The organism is Campylobacter sp. 2014D-0259 (assembly GCF_008000505.1).
Lineage (GTDB): Bacteria > Campylobacterota > Campylobacteria > Campylobacterales > Campylobacteraceae > Campylobacter_D > Campylobacter_D jejuni.
Genome location: NZ_VOAQ01000016.1, coordinates 128,261 through 152,152, shown reverse-complemented (window position 1 = coordinate 152,152; position 23,892 = coordinate 128,261). Strand labels below are relative to the sequence as shown.

Below are 23,892 nucleotides of genomic sequence, written 5' to 3'. Positions count from 1 at the left end.
AAAATGGTTTTTAGAAAATCTTTGTTAAAGTTGGCAGTTTTTGCTCTAGGTGCTTGTGTTGCATTTAGCAATGCTAATGCAGCAGAAGGTAAACTTGAGTCTATTAAATCTAAAGGACAATTAATAGTTGGTGTTAAAAATGATGTTCCGCATTATGCTTTACTTGATCAAGCAACAGGTGAAATTAAAGGTTTCGAAGTAGATGTTGCTAAATTGCTAGCTAAAAGTATATTGGGTGATGATAAAAAAATAAAACTAGTTGCAGTTAATGCTAAAACAAGAGGCCCTTTGCTTGATAATGGTAGTGTAGATGCAGTGATAGCAACTTTTACTATTACTCCAGAGAGAAAAAGAATTTATAATTTCTCAGAGCCTTATTATCAAGATGCTATAGGGCTTTTAGTCTTAAAAGAAAAAAATTATAAATCTTTAGCTGATATGAAAGGTGCAAACATTGGAGTGGCTCAAGCTGCAACTACAAAAAAAGCTATAGGTGAAGCTGCTAAAAAAATTGGTATTGATGTTAAATTTAGTGAATTTCCTGATTATCCAAGTATAAAAGCTGCTTTAGATGCTAAAAGAGTTGATGCGTTTTCTGTAGACAAATCAATATTGTTAGGCTATGTGGATGATAAAAGTGAAATTTTGCCAGATAGTTTTGAACCACAAAGTTATGGTATTGTAACCAAAAAAGATGATCCAGCTTTTGCAAAATATGTTGATGATTTTGTAAAAGAACATAAAAATGAAATTGATGCTTTAGCGAAAAAATGGGGTTTATAATATGAATGAAAGTGTAGGTTTTGTTGAACATTTAAGACAAATTCTTACTTCTTGGGGTTTATATGATGAAAATAGTATAAGCCCTTTTGCGGTATGGAAATTTTTAGATGCTTTGGATAATAAAGATGCTTTTATTAATGGTTTTATTTATACTTTAGAAGTAAGCATTCTTGCTTTGCTTATAGCTACAATTTTTGGAACTATAGGCGGAGTTATGGCTACAAGTAGATTTAAAATTATCAGAGCCTACACTAGAATTTACGTAGAGCTTTTTCAAAATGTTCCTTTGGTAATACAAATTTTCTTTTTGTTTTATGCCTTGCCTGTTTTAGGTATAAGACTTGATATATTTACTATTGGTGTATTGGGTGTTGGAGCTTATCACGGAGCTTATGTAAGCGAGGTGGTTAGAAGTGGAATTTTGGCTGTGCCAAGAGGTCAGTTTGAAGCTTCTGCTTCTCAAGGGTTTACTTATATTCAACAAATGCGTTATATTATAGTACCTCAAACCATTAGAATTATTTTACCACCGATGACAAATCAAATGGTAAATTTAATCAAAAATACCTCTGTATTGCTTATTGTAGGTGGAGCTGAGTTAATGCATTCTGCTGATAGCTATGCAGCTGATTATGGAAATTATGCGCCAGCTTATATATTTGCAGCGGTTTTATATTTTATAATTTGTTATCCTTTGGCTTATTTTGCAAAGGCTTATGAAAATAAATTAAAAAAAGCACATTTAACGAGATAAAGGATTGTTAATGGAAAATGTTTTTAATGCACAAAATATTGAATTTTTAATGCAAGGTTTATTTCTGACATTAAAAATAGCCTTAGCAACTTGTATTATTTCGATTGTTTTTGGAACTTTTTTAGCTATAACTAAAAATTATGGGGATAGATTAAGTAAATTTTTAGCAGCTTGCTATATAGATATTTTTAGAAATACTCCTTTATTATTATGGATGCTTGCAGCTTGTTTTGTTCTACCTGTATTTTTTGGACAATTTCCTCAAGCTTTTTGGGGTACTATAGGATTTTCACTTTATACGAGTTCGGTTATGGCTGAAATTATTAGAGGTGGATTAAATTCTATACCAAAAGGTCAGTTTGAAGCAGCTTATTCTCAAGGTTTTGGTAAATTTTTTACTCTTTTTTATATTATTTTACCACAAACTTTTAGAAAAATAATACCTGCTTTATTATCTCAAATTGTAACCACTGTAAAGGATACAGCTTATTTAGCGGGTTTAGGTATAGCTGAACTTACTTATAATTCAAAAACTATATTGGCAAAACTAACAAGTTTTGAAGAAATTTTAGCGATGATAGGTGTTGTTGCGGGAATTTATTTTATAATATGTTTTTCACTTTCTATGTTGGTAAGATATTATGCCAAAAAGACAGCTTACATTTCTTAAAAAAGCTTATATTTTTATATAAGCTTTTTAAATTTACAGCAGTTTTTAACATTTTTTTTATTAAAATCTTTTGTATTAATTCATAATTTTATTGATTAAGGTTTTTTATGCGAGGTTATAAAATTTTTTCAGGCTCAGCTAATGTCGAATTTGCAAGACAAGTTTCTAAATATCTCTCCCTGCCTTTAAGTGATGCTGGAGTAAAGCGGTTTAGTGATGGAGAGATTAGTGTTCAAATTGATGAGAGTGTACGCGGAAAGGATGTTTTTATTATTCAAAGTACTTGCGCTCCTACAAACGATAATTTAATGGAACTTTTAATTCTTACAGATGCTTTGCGTCGCTCAAGTGCAAATTCAATTACGGCTATTATCCCATATTTTGGCTATGCGAGACAAGATAGAAAAGCAAATCCTAGAGTGCCAATTACTGCTAAACTTGTGGCTAATTTGATTCAAGCAGCTGGGATTGATCGCGTAGCTACGATAGATTTGCATGCAGGACAAATTCAGGGTTTTTTTGATATTCCAGTAGATAATCTTTATGGAAGTATAGTTTTTAATGATTACATTAAAGCCAAACATTTTAAAAATGCTATTATAGGAAGTCCAGATATAGGGGGTGTTGCAAGAGCTAGGAGTGTTGCAAAGCATTTAGGACTTGATATAGTTATAGTTGATAAGCGTCGTGAAAAAGCCAATGAAAGTGAAGTAATGAATATCATTGGAGATGTAAAAGATAAAGAAGTTATCTTAGTGGATGATATTATTGATACTGCTGGCACTATAGTTAAAGCCGCGGAAGCTTTAAAAGAAAAAGGTGCAAAATCTGTTATGGCTTGCTGTACTCATGCAGTTTTAAGTGGAAAAGCCTATGAGAGAATAGCAAGTGGAGCTTTAGATGAGCTTGTGGTAACAGATACTATACCTTTAAAAGAGCAATTACCAAATATTAAAGTATTAAGCGTTACACCTGTTTTTGCTGAAGTAATACGTCGTGTTTATCATAACGAAAGTGTAAATTCTCTCTTTATTTAGATTAAAAAAGCTTAAAGATTATTTTTAAGCTTTTCATTTTTATGCTACTTAAAGAAACAAAAAACATATATTTTTTTAAAAATGTGAAAAAACTAAACATCTTTCTATACAATTTAATCTATAAATCTGCTATTCTTTGAAAATATTTTATTTTCTTAGGAGAAATATGACTCAGTTAAGTACTAAAATTTTATGGTTGTTTGTTGCAACTTTAGGCGCTATTTGTTTTGGTTATTTAGCTTTACAAAATGGCGAAAGTGTATCAGCGATTTATTTGGTGGTTGCTGCTGTATGTATTTATATGATAGGATATAGATTTTATGGGCGTTTTGTAGCTTATAAGGTTTTAGAACTTGATAAAAATCGTGCAACACCAGCACTTGTAGAAAATGATGGGCGTGATTTTGTGCCTACAAATAAAGCTGTATTATTTGGACATCATTTTGCTGCTATTGCAGGAGCAGGTCCATTAGTAGGACCTATCTTGGCCGCTCAAATGGGGTATTTGCCTTCTATGCTTTGGATTTTAGTAGGAGGAGTTTTAGCGGGTGCTGTGCATGATTTTGTTGTTCTTTTTATATCTACTCGTAGAAAAGGTAGAAGTCTTGGCGAGATGATTAAGGATGAGATGGGTAAATTTACAGGTGGAGTTGCTATGGTGGCGATTTTTGGCATTATGCTTATTATTATTGCCATTTTAGCTATGGTGGTTGTAAAAGCTTTAGCAGAATCTCCATGGGGTTTATTTACTATCGCAATGACTATTCCTATAGCAATATTTATGGGAATTTATATGCGTTTTATCCGTCCAGGTAGAGTAGGGGAGGCTTCTATAATAGGTTTTGTGCTTTTAATTTTGGCTATTCATTATGGTAGTGTTATAGCTGCTGATCCTTATTGGGCTAAAATATTTACTTTAGAAGCTCCAACTTTGGCAATTGTTATGATGGCTTATGGTTTTATTGCTTCTGTTTTACCTGTGTGGTTTTTACTTGCTCCAAGAGATTATCTTTCAACTTTTTTGAAAATCGGTGTTATTGTGGTAATGGCTGTAGCTATTGTTTTGGTTGCTCCTGATTTACAAATGCCAAAAGCAAATACTCAGTATTTTGATGGAACAGGTCCAGTATTTGCAGGTGGAGTGTTTCCATTTTTATTTATTACCATTGCTTGTGGTGCGATCAGCGGTTTTCATGCTTTGATTTCTAGTGGAACTACTCCTAAAATGCTTGAAAACGAAACTCATGCTTTGGCTGTTGGATATGGCTCTATGCTTGCTGAAAGCGCTGTGGCGATTATGGCTTTAATTTGTGCTTGTATTTTACATCCAGGTCTTTATTTTGCTATAAACTCAAGCTCTGCTTTGATAGGAACAGATGTTGTAAATGTAGCACAAACCATTTCAAGTTGGGGATTTAGTATTACTCCTGAAGAAATTACTACTTTAACCACAAATATAGGAGAGCATACTATACTTTCAAGAACAGGTGGAGCTCCAACTTTTGCTATAGGTGTAGCTTTGATCTTGCATGAACTTTTTGGCGGCGTGGATTTGATGGCTTTTTGGTATCATTTTGCTATATTGTTTGAAGCTTTATTTATTTTAACAGCGGTGGATGCTGGGACAAGGGCTTGTCGTTTTATGGTGCAAGATATATTGGGTAATGTTTATAAACCTTTAGGAGATATTCATAATTATCCAGCTGGACTTTTGGCTACGGCTTTAAGTGTTGCAGGTTGGGGATATTTTCTTTATCAAGGTGCCATTGATCCTAAGGGAGGAATTTATACGCTTTGGCCTCTTTTTGGCGTGAGTAATCAAATGCTTGCGGGTATGGCTTTGCTTCTTGCTACAACTATACTTGTAAAAATGGGCAAGGCAAGATATACTTGGGTTACTTTAGTACCTGCGGTATTTGTCTTAGTGGCAACTCTGTATGGAGGAATTCAAAAAATTATGCCTTATGAAGAAGGCAATAAAGTAGCAAATGCGGTAAGTCATGTAGCCGCCGTTAGCATACAAAGTCAAAAAATTAAAGATTTAGAATTTAAATTAAATAATACTAAAGATGAAAAAGAAATTTCTACAATTAAAAAAGAAATTTCAATAGCCACTCAAAATAAAGTTGGAAATTTACTTAATGCAATTCTTTGTGTGTTCTTTATGATAGCTACCTTGCTTGTTATAATTTCTTGTATAGGAATTTGCTTAGGTAAAATTAAAATTCCTCTTAAAGAAACTAAGTATATTAAGATTGATGAATTTCAAAAAATTTAAGTATTATTATGAAAAAGCCGAAAGGTTTTTTCATCCCTTGGTGGGACTTTCTAGTTATGATAAGTATTTAGAACACATGAAACAAAAACATCCAGGAAAAATTCCAAAAACCAGAGGGGAATTTTTCAAAGAATGTCTAGATAAAAAATATAATAGCGGCGGTTTAAATAAATGCTGATAAGCTTAAAGGATAAAGTTTTATCATACAAAATAAGCTTTAAGCATTTAAAAAGCCATGAATTCTTTTAAGTTCTTCACTAATAGGCTTTTTCTTTCCATCTCTTGTAACACTTACATAAGTTACTAAAGCCGAAGTTACATTAATGCAAGAAGTACAACCTTGAGAATCCACTCTTTGAGCTGTGACTTCTACTTCAACGCTGATTGAAGTGTTGCCCACATTTACAACTTTAGAGTAACAAGAAATTATATCGCCTATAAAAACAGGTTCTTTAAAAACTACTTTATCCATAGAGATGGTTACAACGCGTTCAGGAGAAAGTTCTCTTGCTGCGATAGCTCCTGCTAAATCGATTTGTGAAAGTATCCATCCGCCAAAAATATTTCCTGCTGGATTTGTGTCACTTGGCATAGCTACAATTTTTAATTTTGGTTCTCCCATATCTCTCATTTTTACTCCTTATTTTAAAAAATGAATTATAATTAAAAAAGTTAAAAAGGAGAATAAAAGTATGAATAATTTTAAAGAAATAGCTAAATTGGTTAGAAAATACAAAGAAAGAAATAATGCATTATATGAGTTTTTAGACAAAGAAGATGTGGGCGAGTATTTTAGATCTTTGATTTCTTTAAGTGAGTTAAAACAAGATAAAACAACTATGCTAGCCATACTTAGGCGTTTGATTGATTTAAAAGAAGAAAATTTAGTTCAAGAGTGGAAAAAAAACAACTTTAAGGAAGATAAGATTATAGAGTTAAAACATAAGTTCTATGAAGAGGTTAGAAAGTTTTATGAAAAAGAACATCAAAATTTAATTAATGAAATAAAAGAGAAAAAGCTTTTAAATAATTTTTATCAGTCCTTAATACAAGGAGTGCATAATATAGGTTTAATTATGAATATTTTTGAAATTTCTTGGACTAAAGAAATTATAGAAAAAAATAATAAAATTTTATCTACTCAATTTCCAAATTTAGATGATGCAATGGAATTTTTACGTAAAAATCATTTATATCAAAAAACTCCAGAAGGAGAAATTTGTGAGCGAAGCTATGGTGTTTTAGTTAGAATAGGAAATTTATGGAAATTTGTTCCTTATGCGAGATTTTTCGAGAATGAAATTTTAAAATTAGAATTTGCTTTTGAAAATATGATTGATCAGCTTAAAATATTTGCTAGCAGCGAAGAGGAAAAAGCTTATATAGAATATTTTGAAAAATTAAAATTAGCGTTTTGTGAAAAAGATGAAGATAGGGTTATAAAAGCTTGGCAAGAAGCTGAATTTGCTTGGATGAAAGTAAAATCACCTTTACAAGTGGGACATCCTTTAGAATATTATGAAGATAATTATACTCATGCGGTGGCATTAGAATGGGATATAAGAATAGAAGATGAAAATGATTTTGATGTTTTGAAATTTGGTAGTGAAATTAAGGAAAGTTTTGAACATGTTTATAAAAATATAGGACTTGAAGATTGTGAATTAGAAAAAGAAGTTTTATCTAATATAGAAAAAACTCAACTTTATATTTGCACTCCGATGATATTTTATGGTGCTGAACTTAAAGGTTTATTCTCAGCTCAAGTCGTTCCAAATGATGAGTTTGTAAGTTCTAAGGCGGGCAAAAAAATATTTGCCTTTATAAATTTTGTATATGAAAATGCTAAAACAAAGCCTTTTATGAAAATTTCTAGCGAGGTTTTTGATAAAGAATTTTTGGATTTTGGAAGAAATATTTTATTTTATCAGGAAAAAATTTGGAAAAGGGTTTATGAGGTATCAACTATAGGCCATGAATTTGGTCATATATTTTTTATTGCTAATGATACCGAAAAAACAATGAATCAGAGTGGTTTTTTTAAAAATATAGAAGAATATAAAGCTACTACAGGTGGACTTATAAATTTCTTTTATCATGAACAAGATGACTTGATAATGCCTGTTTTTCATGAACTTATAAAAAGAGCTATTGGACTTATTTCTTGGCAAAGGGTTGATGAAGTTAGACCTTATTATACAGAAGGACTTATTCATCTTAGTTTGCTTTTTGAAAGTGAAGTATTGATTTTTGAAAATAATAATTTGAAGATAAATTTTGATTTAGGGCATTATGAAAAATTTAAAGAACTAACTTTAAAAAATTATCATGAATTAGCAAAACACTATGCTTTAAGACTTGATGCAAAAGAGTTTTTAAGTAGATTTTGTGAAATTAAAGATAATATTTTTCTTCCTATTATGCCTAAGTGTAAAGAATTTGTTAAATTTTATTATGATTTATACGAGAAAATTGGCAATGAAATTGATAATAGCGGAGAATTTGAAAGATATAAGAAAAAATAATAAAGTTTTTTGAAAAAAACTTAAAAAAAGCTGTTTTTTACTTGATATTGTTTTTTAAATATGCTAAAATTAGGCGTTTCAATTAAAACAAAGGAGCTTTTATGACTAAAGCAGATTTCATTTCATTAGTTGCTCAAACAGCTGGGCTAACAAAAAAAGACGCTACTACTGCTACTGATGCAGTTATTTCTACTATTACTGATGTTTTGGCTAAAGGTGATAGCATTAGTTTTATTGGTTTTGGTACTTTTTCAACTCAAGAAAGAGCTGCTAGAGAAGCTAGAGTACCAAGCACAGGAAAAACAATCAAAGTTCCTGCCACAAGAGTTGCAAAATTTAAGGTAGGTAAAAACCTTAAAGAAGCTGTTGCAAAAGCAAGCGGCAAAAAGAAAAAATAAAACTTCGGCTAGATAAATTCTAGCCTTCTTTCTTAATTAATTCAGATATTTTGTATCTTTTATTTACTTTATTTTTTTAAACTTTTATAAAACTATCATTATTAAACAAAAAAGGATATTAAAATTATGAAAGTACATGAAAAAGTAAGTGAGCTTATAGGAAATACTCCTATTATACATTTGAAAAAATTTGGTATCAATGTTTTTGCTAAATGTGAATTTTTAAATCCTAGTCATTCTATAAAAGATAGAGCAGCTTTTGAAATGATTAAAGATGCTTTAGATAGTAAAAAAATTAATCAAGATACTACAATAGTTGAAGCAACTAGTGGAAATACTGGAATTTCTTTGGCTATGATTTGTGCAGATTTGGGACTTAAATTTATTGCTGTAATGCCTGAATCTATGAGTTTAGAAAGAAGAAAAATGATAACACTCTTTGGCGCTAGGTTAGAATTAACTCCTGTAAATTTAGGAATGAAAGGAGCGGTTGATAAAGCAAATGAAATATTATTAAATACTCCAAATTCTTTTATGGTTTCTCAATTTGAAAATATTTCAAATAAAAATGCGCATCGTAAGAATACGGCTTTAGAAATTTTAAGAGATTTGGATAATGAACTTGATATTTTTGTAGCTGGTTTTGGAACTGGCGGTACTATTAGTGGAGTTGGGGAAATACTAAAAGAAAAATTAGAAAAAGTGCATATTGTTGGAGTCGAGCCTCTAAATTCTCCATTGCTTAGCAAAGGTGAAGCGGGAAGCCATAAAATACAAGGAATAGGGGCGAATTTTATACCTGCTATTTTAAATAAAGAAATTATAGATGAAGTGATCACGGTAAGTAATGAAGATGCTATAAATACAGCCAAAGAACTTGCCAAAAGTGGTTTAATGGTAGGTATATCAAGTGGAGCAAATGTATTTGCCGCAAGTATGCTAGCAAAGAAATTTCCAGATAAAAGAATTTTAACTATGCTAAACGATACGGCTGAAAGATACCTCTCAACTGATCTTTTTGCTTAAGTATAATTATTGAGAATTTAGAAAAATTCTAAGTTCTCTTAAAATTTCTTGTGGATTTAAATCGCTAATTTCTTTATAAAAATGACCTTTTTCATCAATAAGATAAAGCATATTGCTATGTGTTATAGAATAACCCATAAAAGAATCATTTAGATCTATTTTTTGATATTGAACATTATATTGTTTTGTTATTTTTTGAAGAGTTTTTTCATCTTTTGCAATTAAAGCATCTGCTTTTGGATAAAAGTATCGTAACCATTCGTTTGTATTGCTTAAGTTATTATCTCTATTTGGATCTAAAGAAATAAAAAGAAGGTGAGCCTTAGGATTATTGATTTGCTTTAAGGCTTTGCCTGCTAAACTAAGAGTTGCTGGACAAACATCAGGGCAATAAGTGTATCCAAAATAGATAATAAGCTTATCTCCTTTAAAATCTTTTAGGGTGGTTTCCTCTTTTAAGTCTGATTTTAAGATAAAATCATAAGAATTTTGATGATTTTTAATAAAAAATATTACACCTAAAATAATGGCAACTATAACTATAAACAAAATAATATTTTTTTTCATTTTTTTAGCTCAAAATCAAAATAAAACCCTATGGGTTTATTATTATCCATAAATTCTACCCTAAAACGCATAGTATCTAAAACGCAAGCAGCAAGAACTATTTTACTTTCATAGTCTGTTGAATTTAATCGATGTATTTTAGGTTTAATTTCACCCATATACATATTTAATCCATAAATTTTAATTCCTAAGTTGTTATAATTTCCTAGATTTACAATCTTTAGATTTGTAACATCTAAAGATTGTAAGGGTTTGGGATTTAGGGAAATTAAGACTTCTTTATTATTAAAACTATATGTGCAGTCTTTAACATTAAGATCGCAAGTCAATGGGGTAGAAAAATCAGCTTTTGTTATTTTTTTAGAATCTTTTATTATATAAAAATCAAAAATAATATATAAAATAACAATAACAAAAGCAAAAGCTAGGATAAAAATAATTTTTCTCATTAATTAAAATTCTTTAGAATCAATATTTTTTAACTCTATGATTTTATGATTATTAAATTTTAAATCTAAATTTACCTTCGTGTCTTTAATAATAGGTTTTTTTAGTTTTAAAAGCATTATATGATAACCTCCTGATTTAAGCTCTGTGCTTGAATGAGCTTTTATAATAATTTCAGGAATTTTTTGCATCATCATTTTTCCATCTTTATGTATATGTGTATGCAGTTCACTGACTTCACTGATATCGCTTTTGGCACTTATTAGAGCAATATCCTTATCAGTATTATTAAAAATGGTAAGAAAAATAGCACTATTTTGTGCATGAGGTGGAGTTTGTTTTACAAAGGCATTTTTTACCTCTATATCATTAACAGCCCAAAGATTTACAGCAAAAAGAGCACCTAAGAGAAGAATTTTTTTCATATTGTATCCTTATTTTTATAATATTAAATATTTGTTCATTATATCAAAAAATATTTTTATTTGAATATAAAATTTTGAAAATTTTTCAATGTGTGTTACCTGTTTGAAAATTTTTTTGCATAGTAACATCAAAATCAAAGAAAAAACCAGTTGGAGCATTATTGTTTAAAAATTCAACCCTAAATCTAGAATCATCGGTAATGCTTCTACCTATAAAATTTATAAGAATATCACCATTAACTATATTAAATTTAGGAATGATATCGCCTATATAGGAATTTAAACTATAAATTTTAATCTTTAAATTAGAATAATGAGGAAAATTTTTAATTTTTATAGTAGTTTTATTGAAAATTTTTATAGGTTTTGGGTAGGCTGAAACTTCAATATTTTTTTTATTAAAAGAAAAAACACAATCTTGTAAATTTAAGTCACAAGTTAGAGGTTGGCATGTATTTAAGCTAAATACACTTTCTTTCTTTTTATCATATAATGCATAAAAAGCTAAAAACAAAATGCCTAAAAAAGACATTCCTATAAAAAAATTTCTTATCATTATAGACAACCTTTTAAAACAAGCCTTTATGATTTATAAAAATTATATCATAAATAAGGCCGCATTGTTAATATAATTAATATTTTTTAAGAAAAAAAATATTATAATCACAAACATTTTTGACTTAAAAAATTTTGAAATACCTAAGGAAAAACATTGTTAAAACGACTTGCTTTATTAATTACACTTTCTTCATTGATGTTACATGCCTCAGATCTTGTTAAAATTTATCTTAATCAAGGGTTAGATGCTGTTGGTGTAGCGATTGAAAAAGAATTAACTCAAAAGGATTTTTGGTTAAGTGAAATAGGAGATAAAAATATTTCACTTGGATATTATGATGATAATGTTGCTATCGTGCTTACAAATAAAACAGATAAAATTCTCCGTGTTTATTCTTATGAGGACGGAAAAATAAGAAAAGATTTTGAACAAAAAGAAATAATAACTGGATTAATGGGCGATAAAAAAATAGAAGGAGATTTGAAAACGCCAGTAGGTTTTTATGAGTTAGGCCGTAAGTTTAATCCAGGTGATCCTTATTATGGTCCCTTTGCTTTTGCCACAACTTATCCAAATTTACTTGATAAAGTACAAGGAAAAACAGGTGGTGGTATTTGGATCCATGGCTATCCTTTAGATGGTTCTAGACTTGATGAATTTAAAACAAGAGGGTGTATTGCTTTATTTAATAATAATTTAGAGAAATTTGCACAAGTTGTACAAGATAAAAAAGTTTTTGTTATGACAGAAGAAAAAGAAAAAATTAGAGCTAAAAAGGATCAAATAGCTAGTTTATTGGCTGATCTTTTTACATGGAAACTAGCTTGGACAAATAGTGACACTAATACCTATTTAAGTTTTTATGATGAGCAAGAATTTAAACGTTTTGATAAAATGAAATTTGAACAGTTTGCTTCCATGAAAAAATCTATTTTTTCTCGTAAAGAAGATAAAAAGATTAAATTTTCAGATATTAATATCAGCCCTTATCCGAATTTAGAAAATGAAACTATGTATAGAATTTCATTTTATGAGGATTATTACACTAAAAACTATCAGTTTAGAGGCGATAAAATTTTATACGTTAAGATAGATAGTAAAGGTAAAATGAAAATTTTAGCAGAGCAATAAATGTCTTTAATAAAAATTGATCAAAAAGCTTATGAATATAATTTAAGACATATTGCTAAAAAAATAGGGAGTTTTCAAAGATTAATTTGCGTTTTTAAAGATAATGCATATGGACATGGAGCTAAGCTTTTAGCTCCATTAGCCAAAAATTTAGGAGTTTCTTTTGTTGCTGTTAAGAGTGAAGAAGAAGCTCAAGAAATCGAAGAATTTTTTGAGAATATATTAATACTATCACATCGTCCTCATGGTAATGAAAATTCTCGATTTATTTATGCTTTAAATGATATTTCCCAAGTAAAAAAATACAAGCAAGATATAAAAATACATCTAAAAATAGATACAGGCATGCATCGCAATGGAATTTGTGTAGAAAATTTAGAACATGCTATAGATCTTATTCGAAGTAGTGATTTAAAACTTACTGGAATGTTTACACATTTTGCTAGTGCAGATGAAATGGATGGAAGTTTTTTTGTTCAAAAAGAAAATTTTCAAAAAGCTAAAAAGATAGTAAAAAAATATTTTTCAAATTTATTATTTCATTCGCATAATTCTGCAGCATTATTTAGAGGGAAAATTCCCGAAGATGAATATTGTAGAGTTGGGCTTGTTCAATTTGGATATGGGGATTCAAATTTAAAAAGAGTTTTAAGCTTGTATGCTCATAGATTAAGTCAAAGGATTTTGCAAAAAGGACAGAGTATAGGATATGGAGGCATTTTTACTGCTGCAAAGGATATGGAAGTAGCAACTTATGATTTGGGTTATGCTGATGGTCTTTTCCGTTACAATGGAAAAGGGGAGTTGGTGCTTGGAAATGGAAAAGTAATGCTTGGAAAGATGTCAATGGATAGTTTTTCTTGTGAAAATTCTGGTGAGGAAATTTGCGTGTTTAAAGATGCTGATATTTGGGCTGATTTTTTTCATACTATTAACTATGAAATTTTAGTAAAATTAAATCCTAACATTCAAAGAGTTCTAGTATAAATATGTTTAATATAGTTTTAGTTCACCCTAGAATACCGCAAAATACAGGTAGTATAGGTAGAATGTGTTTTAATGCTGGTTTTAAACTTCATATCATTAAACCAACTGTTTTTGATATTTCTCAAAAGGCTGTTAGAAGGGCAGGGCTTGATTACTGGGATAAATTAGAACCCATTATTTGGGAGAATCTTGAAGAATTTTTGAATGAAAATATGATTTATAAAAATCGCTTTTTTTTCGCAACAACCAAGAGTCAAAAAGCTTATTTTGATGCAGAATTTCAGAAAAATGATTTCTTATTCTTTGGAAGTGAGAGTTATGGCTTACCTATGGAATTAATGCAATTAAATTGGGAAAATGCTATAACTATACCTATGAAATCTTATGGAAGAAGTTTAAATTTAGCTACAAGCGTTGGTATAATCTCTTATGAAGCTTTAAGACAAAATTTTAGCAATTTTGTTTCTTAAAAGTTTCAAATTTACACAACAACTTAAAACAAATAAAATCATAAAGTCCTTTTTATAAAAATTATGTTAAAGTAAAATTTAGATTATTTTTTGAGGAGTTTGGATGAATTTAGATATTATGCTAGATTTTGCCAATAAAGCGTCTGATATTATAGCTAATAAGATTGTCCCAAATACAGACATTATTATGGTAGTTTTACTTATTGTTTGTGGGCTTTATTATAGTTTTTTAACTCGCTTTGTTCAGTTTCGTATGTTGAGTTCTGTATTTAAAATTCTTACAGAAAAAAACGAAGGACACACTAAAGAACATATTTCACCTTTTCAGGCATTGATGATCTCAACTGCTTCTAGAGTTGGTATAGGAAATATCGCTGGAATTTCTTTGGCATTGGCTACAGGTGGAGCTGGTGCTTTATTTTGGATGTGGGTTATGGCATTTTTTGGTGGTGCTTCAGCATTTGCTGAAAGCACCTTAGCTCAAGTTTATAAATCAAAAGATGATACAGGCGGGTTTAAAGGTGGTCCAGCTTATTATATAAAAAAAGCCTTAGGCTCACATTTTTTTGGAGCTTTTTTTGCTTTTATTCTTATTATTACTTATGCTTATGGATTTAACGGACTTCAAAGTCAAACAATGACTTCGTCTTTTAAAGTTTATTATGATATGTTTAATCCAAATGCTGCTGTAGATTTTGCATCAAGCTCTTGGCCAATGATTATTGGTATTGTTTTAACTATTTTTGGTGCATGGATGTTTTTTTCTCACCATACTAAAATAGGTAAAATTAGTTCTTTAATTGTTCCTTTTATGGCTTTAGCTTATGTTTTACTTGCTGTGATTGCTGTTTTAATGAATTTTGATAAAATTCCTTCTGTGGTTCATATGATTTTACAAAGTGCTTTTGATTTTAAAGCGATTTTTGGTGGTTTTGCTGGTTCTGCTTTAGTTATAGGGATTAAAAGAGGACTTTTTTCAAATGAAGCGGGTATGGGCTCGGCACCTAATGCAGCTGCAGCAGCTTTGACAAGTCATCCAGCCAAACAAGGTGTTATACAAGCCTTTTCAGTTTTGATTGATGTTGTTGTTTGTACAAGTTCTGGATTTTTGGTTCTTTTTTCTATGGCATATTTAGGACTTGGAGAAAGTAAAATCGATGGTGGAATGCCTTTAGTTCAAGAAGCTATGCGTGAGTATTATGGTAGCTTTGGAATCCATTTTATTACTATAGCTATTGTTCTTTTTGCAATAACTTCTTTAATAGGAAATTATTATTATGCTCAAGCTAATGTTAAATATTTAACAAATTCCAAATTTGTAATGAATTTGTTTAGAATTACAGCTGTGGCTATGATTTTTATAGGCTCGCAAATGAATTTAAAACTTGCTTGGAATTTGGCTGATTTGACTATGGCTTTCATGGCAACGACAAATATTATATCTTTATTGCTTTTAGGTGGTATAGTAAATAAAGTTTTAAAAGATTTTAATACGCAACAAAAATCTGGTATAGATCCTAAATTTAACGCTAGCAAACTTGGAATTAAAAACGCTGAATGTTGGGATTAAAATTCATAAGCCTTAATGGCTTATGAATTAATGATTTAAAACCTTGTTTAAAAATTCTCTCAATCTTTCATTACTAGGATTTTCAAATACTTCTTTAGGGCTTGCATCAACAGCAATTTTTCCTTTATCCATAAAAAATATACGATTGGCAACATTTCTAGCAAAGCCCATTTCATGAGTTACTACAAGCATAGTTAAACCTTCTTTTGCAACATCTTTCATAATGCTTAGAACCTCGCCTATCATTTCAGGATCTAGAGCTGAAGTAGGCTCATCAAATAAAATAACATCAGGATTCATCATCAAGCTTCTAGCAATAGCTATGCGTTGTTTTTGTCCGCCAGAGAGCTTATGGGGCATTATATTTTCTTTGTCTGCTAAACCCACCTTAGCAAGAAGTATTTTTGCTTTTTTTATGGCTTCTTCTTGACTTAAAATTCCTGTTTTAATGGGTGTTAAACATAAATTTTCCATAACATTTTTATTAGCAAAAAGATTAAAATGCTGAAATACCATGCTAACTTTTTGCCTGATCTTATTAATATCAATTTCTTTATCAAGTATGTTTTGCTTATTGATTAAAATTTCCCCACTATCAGCTGGTTCTAAGCGATTGATGCAGCGTAAAAATGTACTTTTTCCTCCTCCACTTGGACCTATGATAGCTATTACATCGCCTTTTGAGATTGTAGTGTTAATATTTTTTAAAACTTCTAATTCTCCATATTTTTTTTGTAAATTTTTAACTTCAATCATTTTTATTCATCCTAAGTTCAAGTTTTTTTGCAAAATAGCTAAAAATTTTTACACTTACGTAATAAACAAGTCCAGTGAAAATAATAGGTTTTGGATTGTAAAGTACGGCTTGCAAGCTTTGACTTTGCATGGTAATATCAATAACACTAATAAATCCTACAACAGAAGTTTCCTTAAATAAAGAAATAAATTCATTAGCTAATGCAGGTAGAATGTTTTTAGTAGCCTGAGGAAGAATAATTTCTTTCATTGAAGTTTTGTAATCAAGTCCCATTGCTCTTGCAGCTTCCATTTGTCCTTTATCTACACTATTAATGCCGCTTCTTACAATTTCTGCTATATAAGCCGAGCTATTAAGTCCTAGTGCAAGAATGGCTGCATAAAGGTTATCTATAAAAGTAAAAATTACAAAAGCAAAAATCATCAATTGTAAAATTACCGGTGTTCCTCGTATAATGTCTATATATTCATCTATAATAAAATTAAGTGTTTTAAATTTAGAGAAGCGTAAAATAGCTAAGCTAAAACCAATAATCACTCCGATAATAACAGCACAAGCAGTTAATAAAAGCGTAATAAGATAGCTTTTTAAATAAGCTTTTGCATTTTCTGTATAGCCATAGCTTACAACTCCACTAGGATCTTGAATTTTTAATATTTCTATCGGGAAAGAAAAATAGCCCCATAAAATAATAATAACAAAAAAAACAAAAATTCTTATATTTTTCTGATTCAATTTGTAAACCTTTTCAGAGAAATTATTTAAAAAAAGATTTTATAGAAATATCTTTGAATTTTCTCTAAAGATTTAAAAAAATGTGTTAGAATTTCCCAAAAATAAGGTTGTATTTATGGAAATTTTAGATTTCATTCTAATAGTTATTTTTGTGTTTTTAATGATTGTTTTGGTCATAGGTTTTAATCGTCAAATGATGCAAAAAAACAAAGAAAGAGAAGAAAGATTTAAAAAATATAAAAAAGGAGAACAAAATGAGTAAAAAAGTATTAATTCCATTGGCTCAAGGTTTTGAGGAAGCTGAATTTATAGGAATTGCGGATGTTTTAAAACGAGCAAGAGAATTAAATCCAGATTTGGAAGTTGTTATAGCTTCGTTAAACAGTGAGTTATTAGTAAAAGGTGCTAACGACATTAGTATAAAAGCAGATTGTTCTATAGAGGATGTTGATATAGAAAATTTAGATGCCATTGCTTTGGCGGGTGGCTTTGAAGGTATGATGAATCTTAAGAATTCAAATGTTATTTTAAATATCATTAAACAACTTCATAGCAAAAATAAAATTGTTGCCGCAATCTGTGCTTCTCCTATAGTCTTAAATGAAGCAGGTGTTTTAGAGGGTGAGTTTGCTTGCTATCCTAGTTGTGAAGTTGGACTTAATGGAAATCGTGTTAACAAGGCTGTAGTTGTAAATAAAAATGTTATAACTTCAGCAGGTCCAGCTACGGCAATTCTTTTTGGTTTAGAACTAGCTAAAAAGTTATGCGGTGATGAAATTTATCAAAAATTATATGAGGGAATGTTGCTACCTTTGACAAAATAGTTTAAATGGTAGTTTTTCTACCATTTAAATTAAAATAAAGCTTGAGGATTTTCTTTTTTTGTTTTTTCCTTAGGTAGTTCAAAACCTCCAAGCATATGAAAATGCAAATGAAAAACTTCTTGTCCACTATTTTTTCCACAGTTTGTTACCAAGCGATATCCACTTTTATCTACGCCTAAAAGAACAGCTAATTCTTGTATGAAACTTGTCATTTTGGCCATAAGTTCAGGATCAAATTCTTGAAAGTCTTTAAAGTGTTTTTTAGGGATTATAAGTATATGTATGGGTGCTTTGGGTGCAATATCATGAAATGCTAGAAAATCGTCACTTTCAAGCACTTTATTGCATGGAAGTTTACCTTCAACTATGAGTTCAAAAATTGTTTTTTTTTGCATTATTTATCCTTTTTTATTGTTGGTTTGATACAATTATATCTTTAAAGTTTGGTTTTTATGCTGAATTTAAAATAGTTTTTAATAGAATTAGAACTTGAAATATTTTATTTAAGGTAAGAAAATTGCAAAATTTTATAGAACAGATTCAAAAATGTGAGAATTTAAATGATTTGGAAGCCATTAGGATTTCCGTTCTTGGAAAAAAAGGTATTTTAACAGAAGGCTTTACAAAGCTTAAAGAGTTAGAAGATGAGGCGAAAAAAGAATTTGCTGCTAAACTAAATGCACAAAAAGAAATATTTAATGAGGCTTATTTAGCCAAATTTAAAGATTTGGAAAATCTTGCTTTAGAAGAAAGAATGAAACAAGATGCTTTAAATTTTAACTATTTTGATGAAAGTATTACAACAGGTGCCTTGCATCCTGTTATGAGCACCATGGATAAAATCATAGAGTATTTTATAGCTTTGAATTTTAGCATAGAAAAAGGGCCTTTAATAGAAGATGACTTTCATAATTTTGAAGCGTTAAATTTACCTAAATCTCACCCTGCAAGAGATATGCAAGATACCTTTTATTTTGATGATAAAAGGCTTTTAAGAACACAAACTTCGCCAGTGCAAATACGGACAATGCTTGCACAAAAACCTCCTATTAGGATGATAGCCCCTGGTGCTGTATTTAGAAGAGATTTTGATATTACGCATACTCCTATGTTTCATCAAGTTGAAGGCCTTGTGGTGGAAGAAGGGCAAAAGGTTAGCTTTGCAAATTTAAAAAGTGTATTGGAAGATTTTTTGCGTTATATGTTTGGAGATGTGAAAGTTCGTTTTCGTCCAAGTTTTTTTCCATTTACAGAACCTTCTGCTGAAGTTGATATTTCTTGTGTATTTTGCAAAGGAAAGGGTTGTAGAGTTTGCAAACATACAGGTTGGCTTGAAGTTTTAGGATGTGGAATAGTTGATCCCAATGTTTATAATTTTGTTGGCTATGAAAATGTAAGTGGTTATGCCTTTGGATTGGGAGTAGAACGTTTTGCAATGCTTTTGCATCAAATTCCAGATTTAAGATCTTTATTTGAAGGTGATTTGAGATTATTGGAGCAGTTTAGATGATAATTACTAAAAGTTGGTTGAATGATTGGTTAGAACTTGAAGAAATAAGTTCGGATAAAATAGCTAAAACTTTAAACTCTATAGGTATAGAAGTTGATAGGGTTGGCGCTTTAAAAGCTCCAGATAAAGTTGTTGTAGGCTATGTTAAGGAAAAAATTAAACATGAAAATTCAGATAAATTAAGCATTTGTCAAGTTGATATCGGAAGTGAAACCTTGCAAATTGTCTGCGGTGCTGCGAATGTTGATGCAGGACAATTTGTAGCTGTTGCAACTAAAGGTGCTATCATGCCAAATGGTATGGAAATAAAAGAAGCAAAATTACGAGGAGTGGATTCTTGTGGTATGCTTTGTTCTAGTTTAGAACTGGGTTTTGAAAAAATCAATGAAGGAATTATGCTTTTAGATGAGAGCATAGGGAAATTAGAACTTGGGAGAGCTTTAAATACTTATGAAATTTTTAATGATGAGCTAATAGAAGTAGAACTTACTCCTAATAGGGGTGATTGTTTAAGTATTTATGGTATTGCTCGTGATTTGGCTACTGCTTTAAATTTAAATTTAAAAGAACCAAAACCATTCAAAGAAAGTGAAAATGTTTTAGGTATCGGTAGAATTTTGCGCTTAGCAGCTGAGAAAGAACTTAATGGACTTTATAATTATCGAGCTATAGAGTTAAAAGAAGAAATTCAAACAAATTTATTGCTTAGTTTAAGACTTGCTCAAATTGAAGGTTTGGGAAAAAATTCCATAGAAAATTTATTAAATTATGCAACGCATTCAACTGGTGTTCTTTTTAATGCTTATGATTTAAGTAGTTTTTCTGAAAAAGATGAAGAATTTACCATTAATTTAAGCAAGCAAGTGCATGGAGAAACAAAAGTATCTTGCAAAGATAAACTTTTAAGCTTTAGCGGAATTTTCCAAAATAATGAAAGTAGATGTAAAGATGATTCTAAAATAATTATTATTGAGGCTAATTATACCGATCCATTGGTAATTGCAGATGCTAAAATATATCATAAAGATCAAGATGAAAAAATGCTTTATAGAAGTTTTAGGGGAAGTGAACCTAAATTAAATTTAGGAATGGATTTTTTGCTTAGTATTTTTGAGCAGATTCCAAATCTTGTTATTTATAGTTCTTCTCAACAAATTTTAACCGACAAAGAATTACCAATCATACCAATAAGCATTGAAAGTATTGGCGATATAATAGGGCAAAATGTTGATAAAGATGAAGTATTAAAAATATTGAAAAAATTAGGTTTTGAACTCATACTTTCAGGTGAAGGGCTTATAAATGTTAAAGCACCTTTACATCGTCCTGATATTAAAAATTTATCAGATATTTGCGAGGAAGTTGTAAGAATTATAGGTATTGATAATATTGCTTCTAAGGGTTTAGAATTTATAGAAAAAAATCGTTTAAATTCTGCATATAAAAATTATATTGAGTTTTTGAATTTAAGGAAAAGAGCAGTAGCTAGTGGTTATTTTGAAAGCTTACATTATGTTTTGGATAATGAAGAAGAACTTAAAAGATTGGGTTTTGACTCTGTTAAATTAAAACTAATTAATCCAATTACAGCAGAACTTAATACTTTAAGAACAACCCTTTTAAATCATTTGTTAAATGCAGCAAGTTTAAATGCAAAAAATTCTAAAAAAATTATTAAACTTTTTGAACTAGGGGCTGTTTTCAATGTTAATAATCAAGAATTAAATCGTATCGCATTTATCCATTCTGGCTTAAAAGAAGAAGCTAAAATTTCCAACAAGGCCAAACCTGAATCGGTGCAATTTTATGATTTTCTTTTAGACATTAAAAATATTATAGGTGATTTTAAACTAAAATCATCAAAATATAATATTTTAAGCCCTTATGAACAAGCAGATATTTACCTATCGGATATTAAAGTAGGTTTTATAGGCCGTTTGCATTTAAAAATAGAAAATGAGAGAGATTTACCAAAAACATATATTTGCGAACTTGATTTAGATTTAATCAGGCAAGATTTTAAAATAGCTAAGCCTTACTCCAAATTCCCAGCTATCACTAGAGATCTTAGCGTGTTAATACCTAAAGGTTTTGAATACAATCAGATTAAAAATTGTATCGAAGAATTGAATTTAGAAATACTTGAAAATTTTCGTTTAGTTGATATTTATAGTGATGAAAACCTTAAAGAATTTTATAGCATTACTATAAGTTTTTCTTTTAGGGATATAAATAAAACTCTAGAGGATAATCAAGTCAATGAATGTATGGATAAAATTTTAAATACTCTTAAAAATTTGGGTCTTGATTTAAGATGAAAATTTACAAATTGCAAACCCCTGTAAATGCTATACTTGAAAATATAGCAGCAGATAAAAGCATATCTCATCGTTTTGCTATATTTTCGCTTTTAACACAAGAAGAAAATAAGGCTCAAAATTATCTCTTAGCTCAAGATACTTTAAACACTCTTGAAATTATAAAAAATCTTGGAGCTAAAATTGAACAAAAAGATTCTTGCGTCAAAATTATACCCCCTAAAGAAATTTTATCTCCAAATTGTATTTTAGACTGTGGAAATTCAGGAACTGCTATGCGTTTGATGATAGGATTTTTAGCAGGAATTTCTGGTTTTTTTGTTTTAAGTGGAGATAAGTATTTAAACAATCGTCCTATGAGAAGAATAAGCAAACCACTTACTCAAATAGGCGCTAGAATTTATGGAAGAAATGAGGCAAATTTAGCTCCACTTTGTATAGAAGGTCAAAATTTAAAAGCTTTTAACTATAAAAGCGAAATTTCTTCGGCTCAAGTTAAAACAGCTATGATTTTATCTGCTTTTAGAGCTAATAATGTATGCGCTTTTAGTGAAATTTCTCTTAGTCGAAATCATAGCGAAAACATGTTAAAGGCTATGAAAGCTCCAATAAGGGTTAGCAATGATGGCTTAAGTCTTGAAATAAGTCCTTTAAAAAAACCTTTAAAAGCTCAAAATATAATCATTCCTAATGACCCTTCTTCGGCTTTTTATTTTGCTTTAGCAGCTATTATTTTGCCTAAATCTCAAATTATTTTAAAAAATATTTTACTTAATCCTACTCGTATAGAGGCGTATAAAATTTTGCAAAAAATGGGTGCCAAACTTGAAATGACAATAACTCAAAATGATTTTGAAACTATTGGTGAGATCAGAGTGGAGTCTAGCAAGCTTAATGGCATAGAAGTTAAAGATAATATTGCTTGGTTGATAGATGAAGCGCCTGCTTTGGCTATAGCTTTTGCTTTGGCTAAGGGTAAATCTAGTTTAATAAATGCTAAAGAATTACGCGTTAAAGAAAGCGATAGGATTGCTGTGATGGTTGAAAATCTAAAGCTTTGTGGTGTTGAAGCTAGAGAACTTGATGATGGTTTTGAAATAGAAGGTGGATGCGAACTAAAATCTTCAAAAATTAAAAGCTATGGAGATCACCGTATTGCTATGAGTTTTGCTATTTTAGGTTTGCTTTGTGGAATTGAGATTGATGATAGTGATTGTATAAAAACTTCTTTTCCAAATTTTATAGAGATTTTATCAAATTTAGGAGCTAGGATTGATTATTGAATTAGCAAAAAACTATGGTTTTTGTTTTGGTGTTAAAAGAGCTATTAAAAAAGCAGAACAAATAAAAGATGCTGCAACTATAGGCCCTCTTATTCATAATAACGAAGAAATTTCTCGTTTACAAAAAAATTTTAATGTCAAAACTTTGGAAAATATACAAGCTTTAAGCAATGAAAAAAAGGCTATTATAAGAACTCATGGTATTACAAAGCAAGATTTAGAAGAATTGAGAAAAAAAGATATAGAAATTTTTGATGCCACTTGTCCTTTTGTTACAAAACCACAACAAATTTGCGAGCAAATGAGCAAGGAGGGTTATGAAGTTGTTATTTTTGGAGATGAAAATCATCCCGAAGTTAAAGGAGTAAAAAGTTATGTAAGTACAAAAGCTTATGTGGTTTTGGATAAAAAAGAACTTCAAAATATAAAACTTCCTAATAAAATAGCTGTGGTAAGCCAAACAACTAAGAAGCCTGAGCATTTTATGGAGATAGTAAATTTTTTAATACTTAAAACCAAAGAAGTAAGGGTTTTTAATACTATATGTGACGCAACCTTTAAAAATCAAGATGCCATTAAAGAACTCTCGCTTAAAAGTGATGTTATGGTTGTTGTAGGGGGTAAAAACTCAGCCAATACAAAACAACTTTTTTTGATTGCAAAAACCAATTGTGAAGATAGCTATCTAATTGAAACCGAAGAAGAGTTAAAAAAAGAATGGTTTTTGGATAAAAAACATTGTGGCATTAGTGCAGGTGCTAGTACTCCTGATTGGATCATACAAAAAGTTATCGCCAAAATAGAAAATTTTAAGATTAATTAAAAAATGTTTTCAAAT

Annotated in this window: 27 protein-coding genes; 19 read left to right on the top strand and 8 right to left on the bottom strand. The window is 29.8% G+C overall.

All coding sequences use genetic code 11. The features are described from left to right. Positions 1-3 precede the first annotated feature (3 nt). The 6 genes from peb1A to kcuS all read left to right on the top strand — a co-directional run bounded on the left by peb1A (position 4) and on the right by kcuS (position 5,700). Complete coding sequence (gene peb1A / locus SR63_RS03915) at positions 4-783, top strand: bifunctional adhesin/ABC transporter aspartate/glutamate-binding protein PEB1a (protein ID WP_002865903.1); 780 nt, start codon at positions 4-6, stop codon at positions 781-783. A gap of 1 nt (position 784) precedes the next feature. Further along, positions 785-1,537: an amino acid ABC transporter permease gene (locus SR63_RS03910; protein WP_002853332.1), complete on the top strand. Its 753-nt coding sequence runs from the start codon at positions 785-787 to the stop codon at positions 1,535-1,537. 10 nt (positions 1,538-1,547) lie between these two features. After that, positions 1,548-2,207 carry an amino acid ABC transporter permease gene (locus SR63_RS03905; protein ID WP_002853290.1) on the top strand — a complete coding sequence of 220 codons (660 nt, stop codon included), beginning with the start codon at positions 1,548-1,550 and terminating at the stop codon, positions 2,205-2,207. 107 nt (positions 2,208-2,314) lie between these two features. Then, positions 2,315-3,244, top strand: coding sequence for a ribose-phosphate pyrophosphokinase (locus tag SR63_RS03900; RefSeq protein ID WP_002856539.1), 930 nt, complete (start codon positions 2,315-2,317; stop codon positions 3,242-3,244). 166 nt (positions 3,245-3,410) lie between these two features. Next, complete coding sequence (locus tag SR63_RS03895) at positions 3,411-5,522, top strand: carbon starvation CstA family protein (protein ID WP_002865904.1); 2,112 nt, start codon at positions 3,411-3,413, stop codon at positions 5,520-5,522. Further along, complete coding sequence (gene kcuS, locus SR63_RS03890; protein WP_002867452.1) at positions 5,503-5,700, top strand: KCU-star family selenoprotein; 198 nt, start codon at positions 5,503-5,505, stop codon at positions 5,698-5,700. The genes SR63_RS03895 and kcuS overlap by 20 nt, the downstream gene beginning before the upstream one ends. A gap of 39 nt (positions 5,701-5,739) precedes the next feature. Here kcuS and SR63_RS03885 read toward each other — a convergent pair whose 3' ends face one another. Further along, the gene (locus SR63_RS03885) at positions 5,740-6,153 is read right to left on the bottom strand and encodes an acyl-CoA thioesterase (protein ID WP_002853544.1); all 414 of its coding nucleotides are present in this window, start codon (positions 6,151-6,153) and stop codon (positions 5,740-5,742) included. 61 nt (positions 6,154-6,214) lie between these two features. Here SR63_RS03885 and ciaB point away from each other — a divergent pair, with 61 nt between their 5' ends. The 3 genes from ciaB (at position 6,215) to cysM (ending at position 9,471) form a co-directional block, all read left to right on the top strand. After that, positions 6,215-8,047, top strand: coding sequence for an invasion protein CiaB (gene ciaB / locus SR63_RS03880; protein ID WP_002865905.1), 1,833 nt, complete (start codon positions 6,215-6,217; stop codon positions 8,045-8,047). Between the two features lie 101 nt (positions 8,048-8,148). Beyond that, positions 8,149-8,445 carry an HU family DNA-binding protein gene (locus SR63_RS03875; protein WP_002859562.1) on the top strand — a complete coding sequence of 99 codons (297 nt, stop codon included), beginning with the start codon at positions 8,149-8,151 and terminating at the stop codon, positions 8,443-8,445. Between the two features lie 126 nt (positions 8,446-8,571). Continuing rightward, complete coding sequence (gene cysM / locus SR63_RS03870; protein ID WP_002877147.1) at positions 8,572-9,471, top strand: cysteine synthase B; 900 nt, start codon at positions 8,572-8,574, stop codon at positions 9,469-9,471. A gap of 6 nt (positions 9,472-9,477) precedes the next feature. Here cysM and SR63_RS03865 read toward each other — a convergent pair whose 3' ends face one another. The 4 genes from SR63_RS03865 to SR63_RS03850 all read right to left on the bottom strand — a co-directional run bounded on the left by SR63_RS03865 (position 9,478) and on the right by SR63_RS03850 (position 11,466). Then, complete coding sequence (locus SR63_RS03865) at positions 9,478-10,038, bottom strand: SCO family protein (RefSeq protein ID WP_002865907.1); 561 nt, start codon at positions 10,036-10,038, stop codon at positions 9,478-9,480. Then, positions 10,035-10,487, bottom strand: coding sequence for a hypothetical protein (locus tag SR63_RS03860; RefSeq protein ID WP_002865908.1), 453 nt, complete (start codon positions 10,485-10,487; stop codon positions 10,035-10,037). Before SR63_RS03860 ends, SR63_RS03865 begins: the two co-directional genes overlap by 4 nt. Before the next feature lie 3 nt (positions 10,488-10,490). Beyond that, on the bottom strand, positions 10,491-10,910 hold the full coding sequence (locus SR63_RS03855) for a copper chaperone PCu(A)C (RefSeq protein ID WP_002856967.1): 420 nt from the start codon (positions 10,908-10,910) through the stop codon (positions 10,491-10,493). A gap of 85 nt (positions 10,911-10,995) precedes the next feature. Next, entirely contained in the window at positions 10,996-11,466 is a 471-nt protein-coding gene (locus SR63_RS03850; RefSeq protein WP_002867455.1) for a hypothetical protein, read from the bottom strand. Positions 11,467-11,622: 156 nt separating this feature from the next. Between SR63_RS03850 and SR63_RS03845 the strand changes: the two genes are divergently transcribed. The 4 genes from SR63_RS03845 to SR63_RS03830 all read left to right on the top strand — a co-directional run bounded on the left by SR63_RS03845 (position 11,623) and on the right by SR63_RS03830 (position 15,627). Further along, the gene (locus SR63_RS03845) at positions 11,623-12,600 is read left to right on the top strand and encodes a murein L,D-transpeptidase family protein (protein WP_002856863.1); all 978 of its coding nucleotides are present in this window, start codon (positions 11,623-11,625) and stop codon (positions 12,598-12,600) included. Continuing rightward, a complete protein-coding gene (locus tag SR63_RS03840) occupies positions 12,601-13,587 on the top strand; it encodes an alanine racemase (protein ID WP_002865911.1) in 987 nt (328 codons plus the stop codon). Positions 13,588-13,589: 2 nt separating this feature from the next. Continuing rightward, positions 13,590-14,057, top strand: a complete 468-nt coding sequence (locus SR63_RS03835; protein WP_002865912.1) for a tRNA (cytidine(34)-2'-O)-methyltransferase — start codon at positions 13,590-13,592, stop codon at positions 14,055-14,057. A 103-nt stretch (positions 14,058-14,160) separates the two neighbouring features. After that, positions 14,161-15,627 (top strand): alanine/glycine:cation symporter family protein, encoded by a 1,467-nt coding sequence (locus SR63_RS03830; RefSeq protein ID WP_002865337.1) that lies wholly within the window; start codon positions 14,161-14,163, stop codon positions 15,625-15,627. 27 nt (positions 15,628-15,654) lie between these two features. On the opposite strand, the gene SR63_RS03825 is transcribed toward SR63_RS03830, so the two are convergent. Together SR63_RS03825 and SR63_RS03820 are read right to left on the bottom strand one after the other, a co-directional pair. Then, a complete protein-coding gene (locus SR63_RS03825) occupies positions 15,655-16,383 on the bottom strand; it encodes an amino acid ABC transporter ATP-binding protein (protein ID WP_002877347.1) in 729 nt (242 codons plus the stop codon). Next, positions 16,376-17,119 carry an amino acid ABC transporter permease gene (locus SR63_RS03820; protein ID WP_002865915.1) on the bottom strand — a complete coding sequence of 248 codons (744 nt, stop codon included), beginning with the start codon at positions 17,117-17,119 and terminating at the stop codon, positions 16,376-16,378. Before SR63_RS03820 ends, SR63_RS03825 begins: the two co-directional genes overlap by 8 nt. Positions 17,120-17,201: 82 nt before the next feature. On the opposite strand from SR63_RS03820, the gene SR63_RS03815 reads away from it, so the two are divergent. Beyond that, on the top strand, positions 17,202-17,381 hold the full coding sequence (locus SR63_RS03815) for a hypothetical protein (RefSeq protein ID WP_011812746.1): 180 nt from the start codon (positions 17,202-17,204) through the stop codon (positions 17,379-17,381). Next, positions 17,374-17,943 (top strand): DJ-1 family glyoxalase III, encoded by a 570-nt coding sequence (locus tag SR63_RS03810; RefSeq protein WP_002865916.1) that lies wholly within the window; start codon positions 17,374-17,376, stop codon positions 17,941-17,943. The genes SR63_RS03815 and SR63_RS03810 overlap by 8 nt, the downstream gene beginning before the upstream one ends. A gap of 29 nt (positions 17,944-17,972) precedes the next feature. Here SR63_RS03810 and SR63_RS03805 read toward each other — a convergent pair whose 3' ends face one another. Next, positions 17,973-18,338, bottom strand: a complete 366-nt coding sequence (locus SR63_RS03805; RefSeq protein WP_147498365.1) for a histidine triad nucleotide-binding protein — start codon at positions 18,336-18,338, stop codon at positions 17,973-17,975. Positions 18,339-18,460: 122 nt separating this feature from the next. On the opposite strand from SR63_RS03805, the gene pheS reads away from it, so the two are divergent. The 4 genes from pheS to SR63_RS03785 are packed head-to-tail and all read left to right on the top strand — an operon-like array spanning position 18,461 to position 23,877. After that, on the top strand, positions 18,461-19,453 hold the full coding sequence (pheS, locus tag SR63_RS03800; protein ID WP_002852567.1) for a phenylalanine--tRNA ligase subunit alpha: 993 nt from the start codon (positions 18,461-18,463) through the stop codon (positions 19,451-19,453). Further along, the gene (pheT, locus tag SR63_RS03795; protein WP_002877346.1) at positions 19,450-21,771 is read left to right on the top strand and encodes a phenylalanine--tRNA ligase subunit beta; all 2,322 of its coding nucleotides are present in this window, start codon (positions 19,450-19,452) and stop codon (positions 21,769-21,771) included. The genes pheS and pheT overlap by 4 nt, the downstream gene beginning before the upstream one ends. Beyond that, positions 21,768-23,054: a 3-phosphoshikimate 1-carboxyvinyltransferase gene (aroA, locus tag SR63_RS03790; RefSeq protein ID WP_002865918.1), complete on the top strand. Its 1,287-nt coding sequence runs from the start codon at positions 21,768-21,770 to the stop codon at positions 23,052-23,054. Before pheT ends, aroA begins: the two co-directional genes overlap by 4 nt. Beyond that, complete coding sequence (locus SR63_RS03785) at positions 23,044-23,877, top strand: 4-hydroxy-3-methylbut-2-enyl diphosphate reductase (protein WP_002857098.1); 834 nt, start codon at positions 23,044-23,046, stop codon at positions 23,875-23,877. Before aroA ends, SR63_RS03785 begins: the two co-directional genes overlap by 11 nt. The last annotated feature ends 15 nt before the right edge of the window (positions 23,878-23,892 follow it).

Coding starts and splice junctions, on each gene's coding strand:
- peb1A (WP_002865903.1), top strand. CDS start 4: ATGGTTTTTAGAAAATCTTTGTTAAAGTTGGCAGTTTTTGCTCTAGGT.
- SR63_RS03910 (WP_002853332.1), top strand. CDS start 785: ATGAATGAAAGTGTAGGTTTTGTTGAACATTTAAGACAAATTCTTACT.
- SR63_RS03905 (WP_002853290.1), top strand. CDS start 1,548: ATGGAAAATGTTTTTAATGCACAAAATATTGAATTTTTAATGCAAGGT.
- SR63_RS03900 (WP_002856539.1), top strand. CDS start 2,315: ATGCGAGGTTATAAAATTTTTTCAGGCTCAGCTAATGTCGAATTTGCA.
- SR63_RS03895 (WP_002865904.1), top strand. CDS start 3,411: ATGACTCAGTTAAGTACTAAAATTTTATGGTTGTTTGTTGCAACTTTA.
- kcuS (WP_002867452.1), top strand. CDS start 5,503: ATGAATTTCAAAAAATTTAAGTATTATTATGAAAAAGCCGAAAGGTTT.
- SR63_RS03885 (WP_002853544.1), bottom strand. CDS start 6,153: ATGAGAGATATGGGAGAACCAAAATTAAAAATTGTAGCTATGCCAAGT.
- ciaB (WP_002865905.1), top strand. CDS start 6,215: ATGAATAATTTTAAAGAAATAGCTAAATTGGTTAGAAAATACAAAGAA.
- SR63_RS03875 (WP_002859562.1), top strand. CDS start 8,149: ATGACTAAAGCAGATTTCATTTCATTAGTTGCTCAAACAGCTGGGCTA.
- cysM (WP_002877147.1), top strand. CDS start 8,572: ATGAAAGTACATGAAAAAGTAAGTGAGCTTATAGGAAATACTCCTATT.
- SR63_RS03865 (WP_002865907.1), bottom strand. CDS start 10,038: ATGAAAAAAAATATTATTTTGTTTATAGTTATAGTTGCCATTATTTTA.
- SR63_RS03860 (WP_002865908.1), bottom strand. CDS start 10,487: ATGAGAAAAATTATTTTTATCCTAGCTTTTGCTTTTGTTATTGTTATT.
- SR63_RS03855 (WP_002856967.1), bottom strand. CDS start 10,910: ATGAAAAAAATTCTTCTCTTAGGTGCTCTTTTTGCTGTAAATCTTTGG.
- SR63_RS03850 (WP_002867455.1), bottom strand. CDS start 11,466: ATGATAAGAAATTTTTTTATAGGAATGTCTTTTTTAGGCATTTTGTTT.
- SR63_RS03840 (WP_002865911.1), top strand. CDS start 12,601: ATGTCTTTAATAAAAATTGATCAAAAAGCTTATGAATATAATTTAAGA.
- SR63_RS03835 (WP_002865912.1), top strand. CDS start 13,590: ATGTTTAATATAGTTTTAGTTCACCCTAGAATACCGCAAAATACAGGT.
- SR63_RS03830 (WP_002865337.1), top strand. CDS start 14,161: ATGAATTTAGATATTATGCTAGATTTTGCCAATAAAGCGTCTGATATT.
- SR63_RS03825 (WP_002877347.1), bottom strand. CDS start 16,383: ATGATTGAAGTTAAAAATTTACAAAAAAAATATGGAGAATTAGAAGTT.
- SR63_RS03810 (WP_002865916.1), top strand. CDS start 17,374: ATGAGTAAAAAAGTATTAATTCCATTGGCTCAAGGTTTTGAGGAAGCT.
- SR63_RS03805 (WP_147498365.1), bottom strand. CDS start 18,338: ATGCAAAAAAAAACAATTTTTGAACTCATAGTTGAAGGTAAACTTCCA.
- pheT (WP_002877346.1), top strand. CDS start 19,450: ATGATAATTACTAAAAGTTGGTTGAATGATTGGTTAGAACTTGAAGAA.
- aroA (WP_002865918.1), top strand. CDS start 21,768: ATGAAAATTTACAAATTGCAAACCCCTGTAAATGCTATACTTGAAAAT.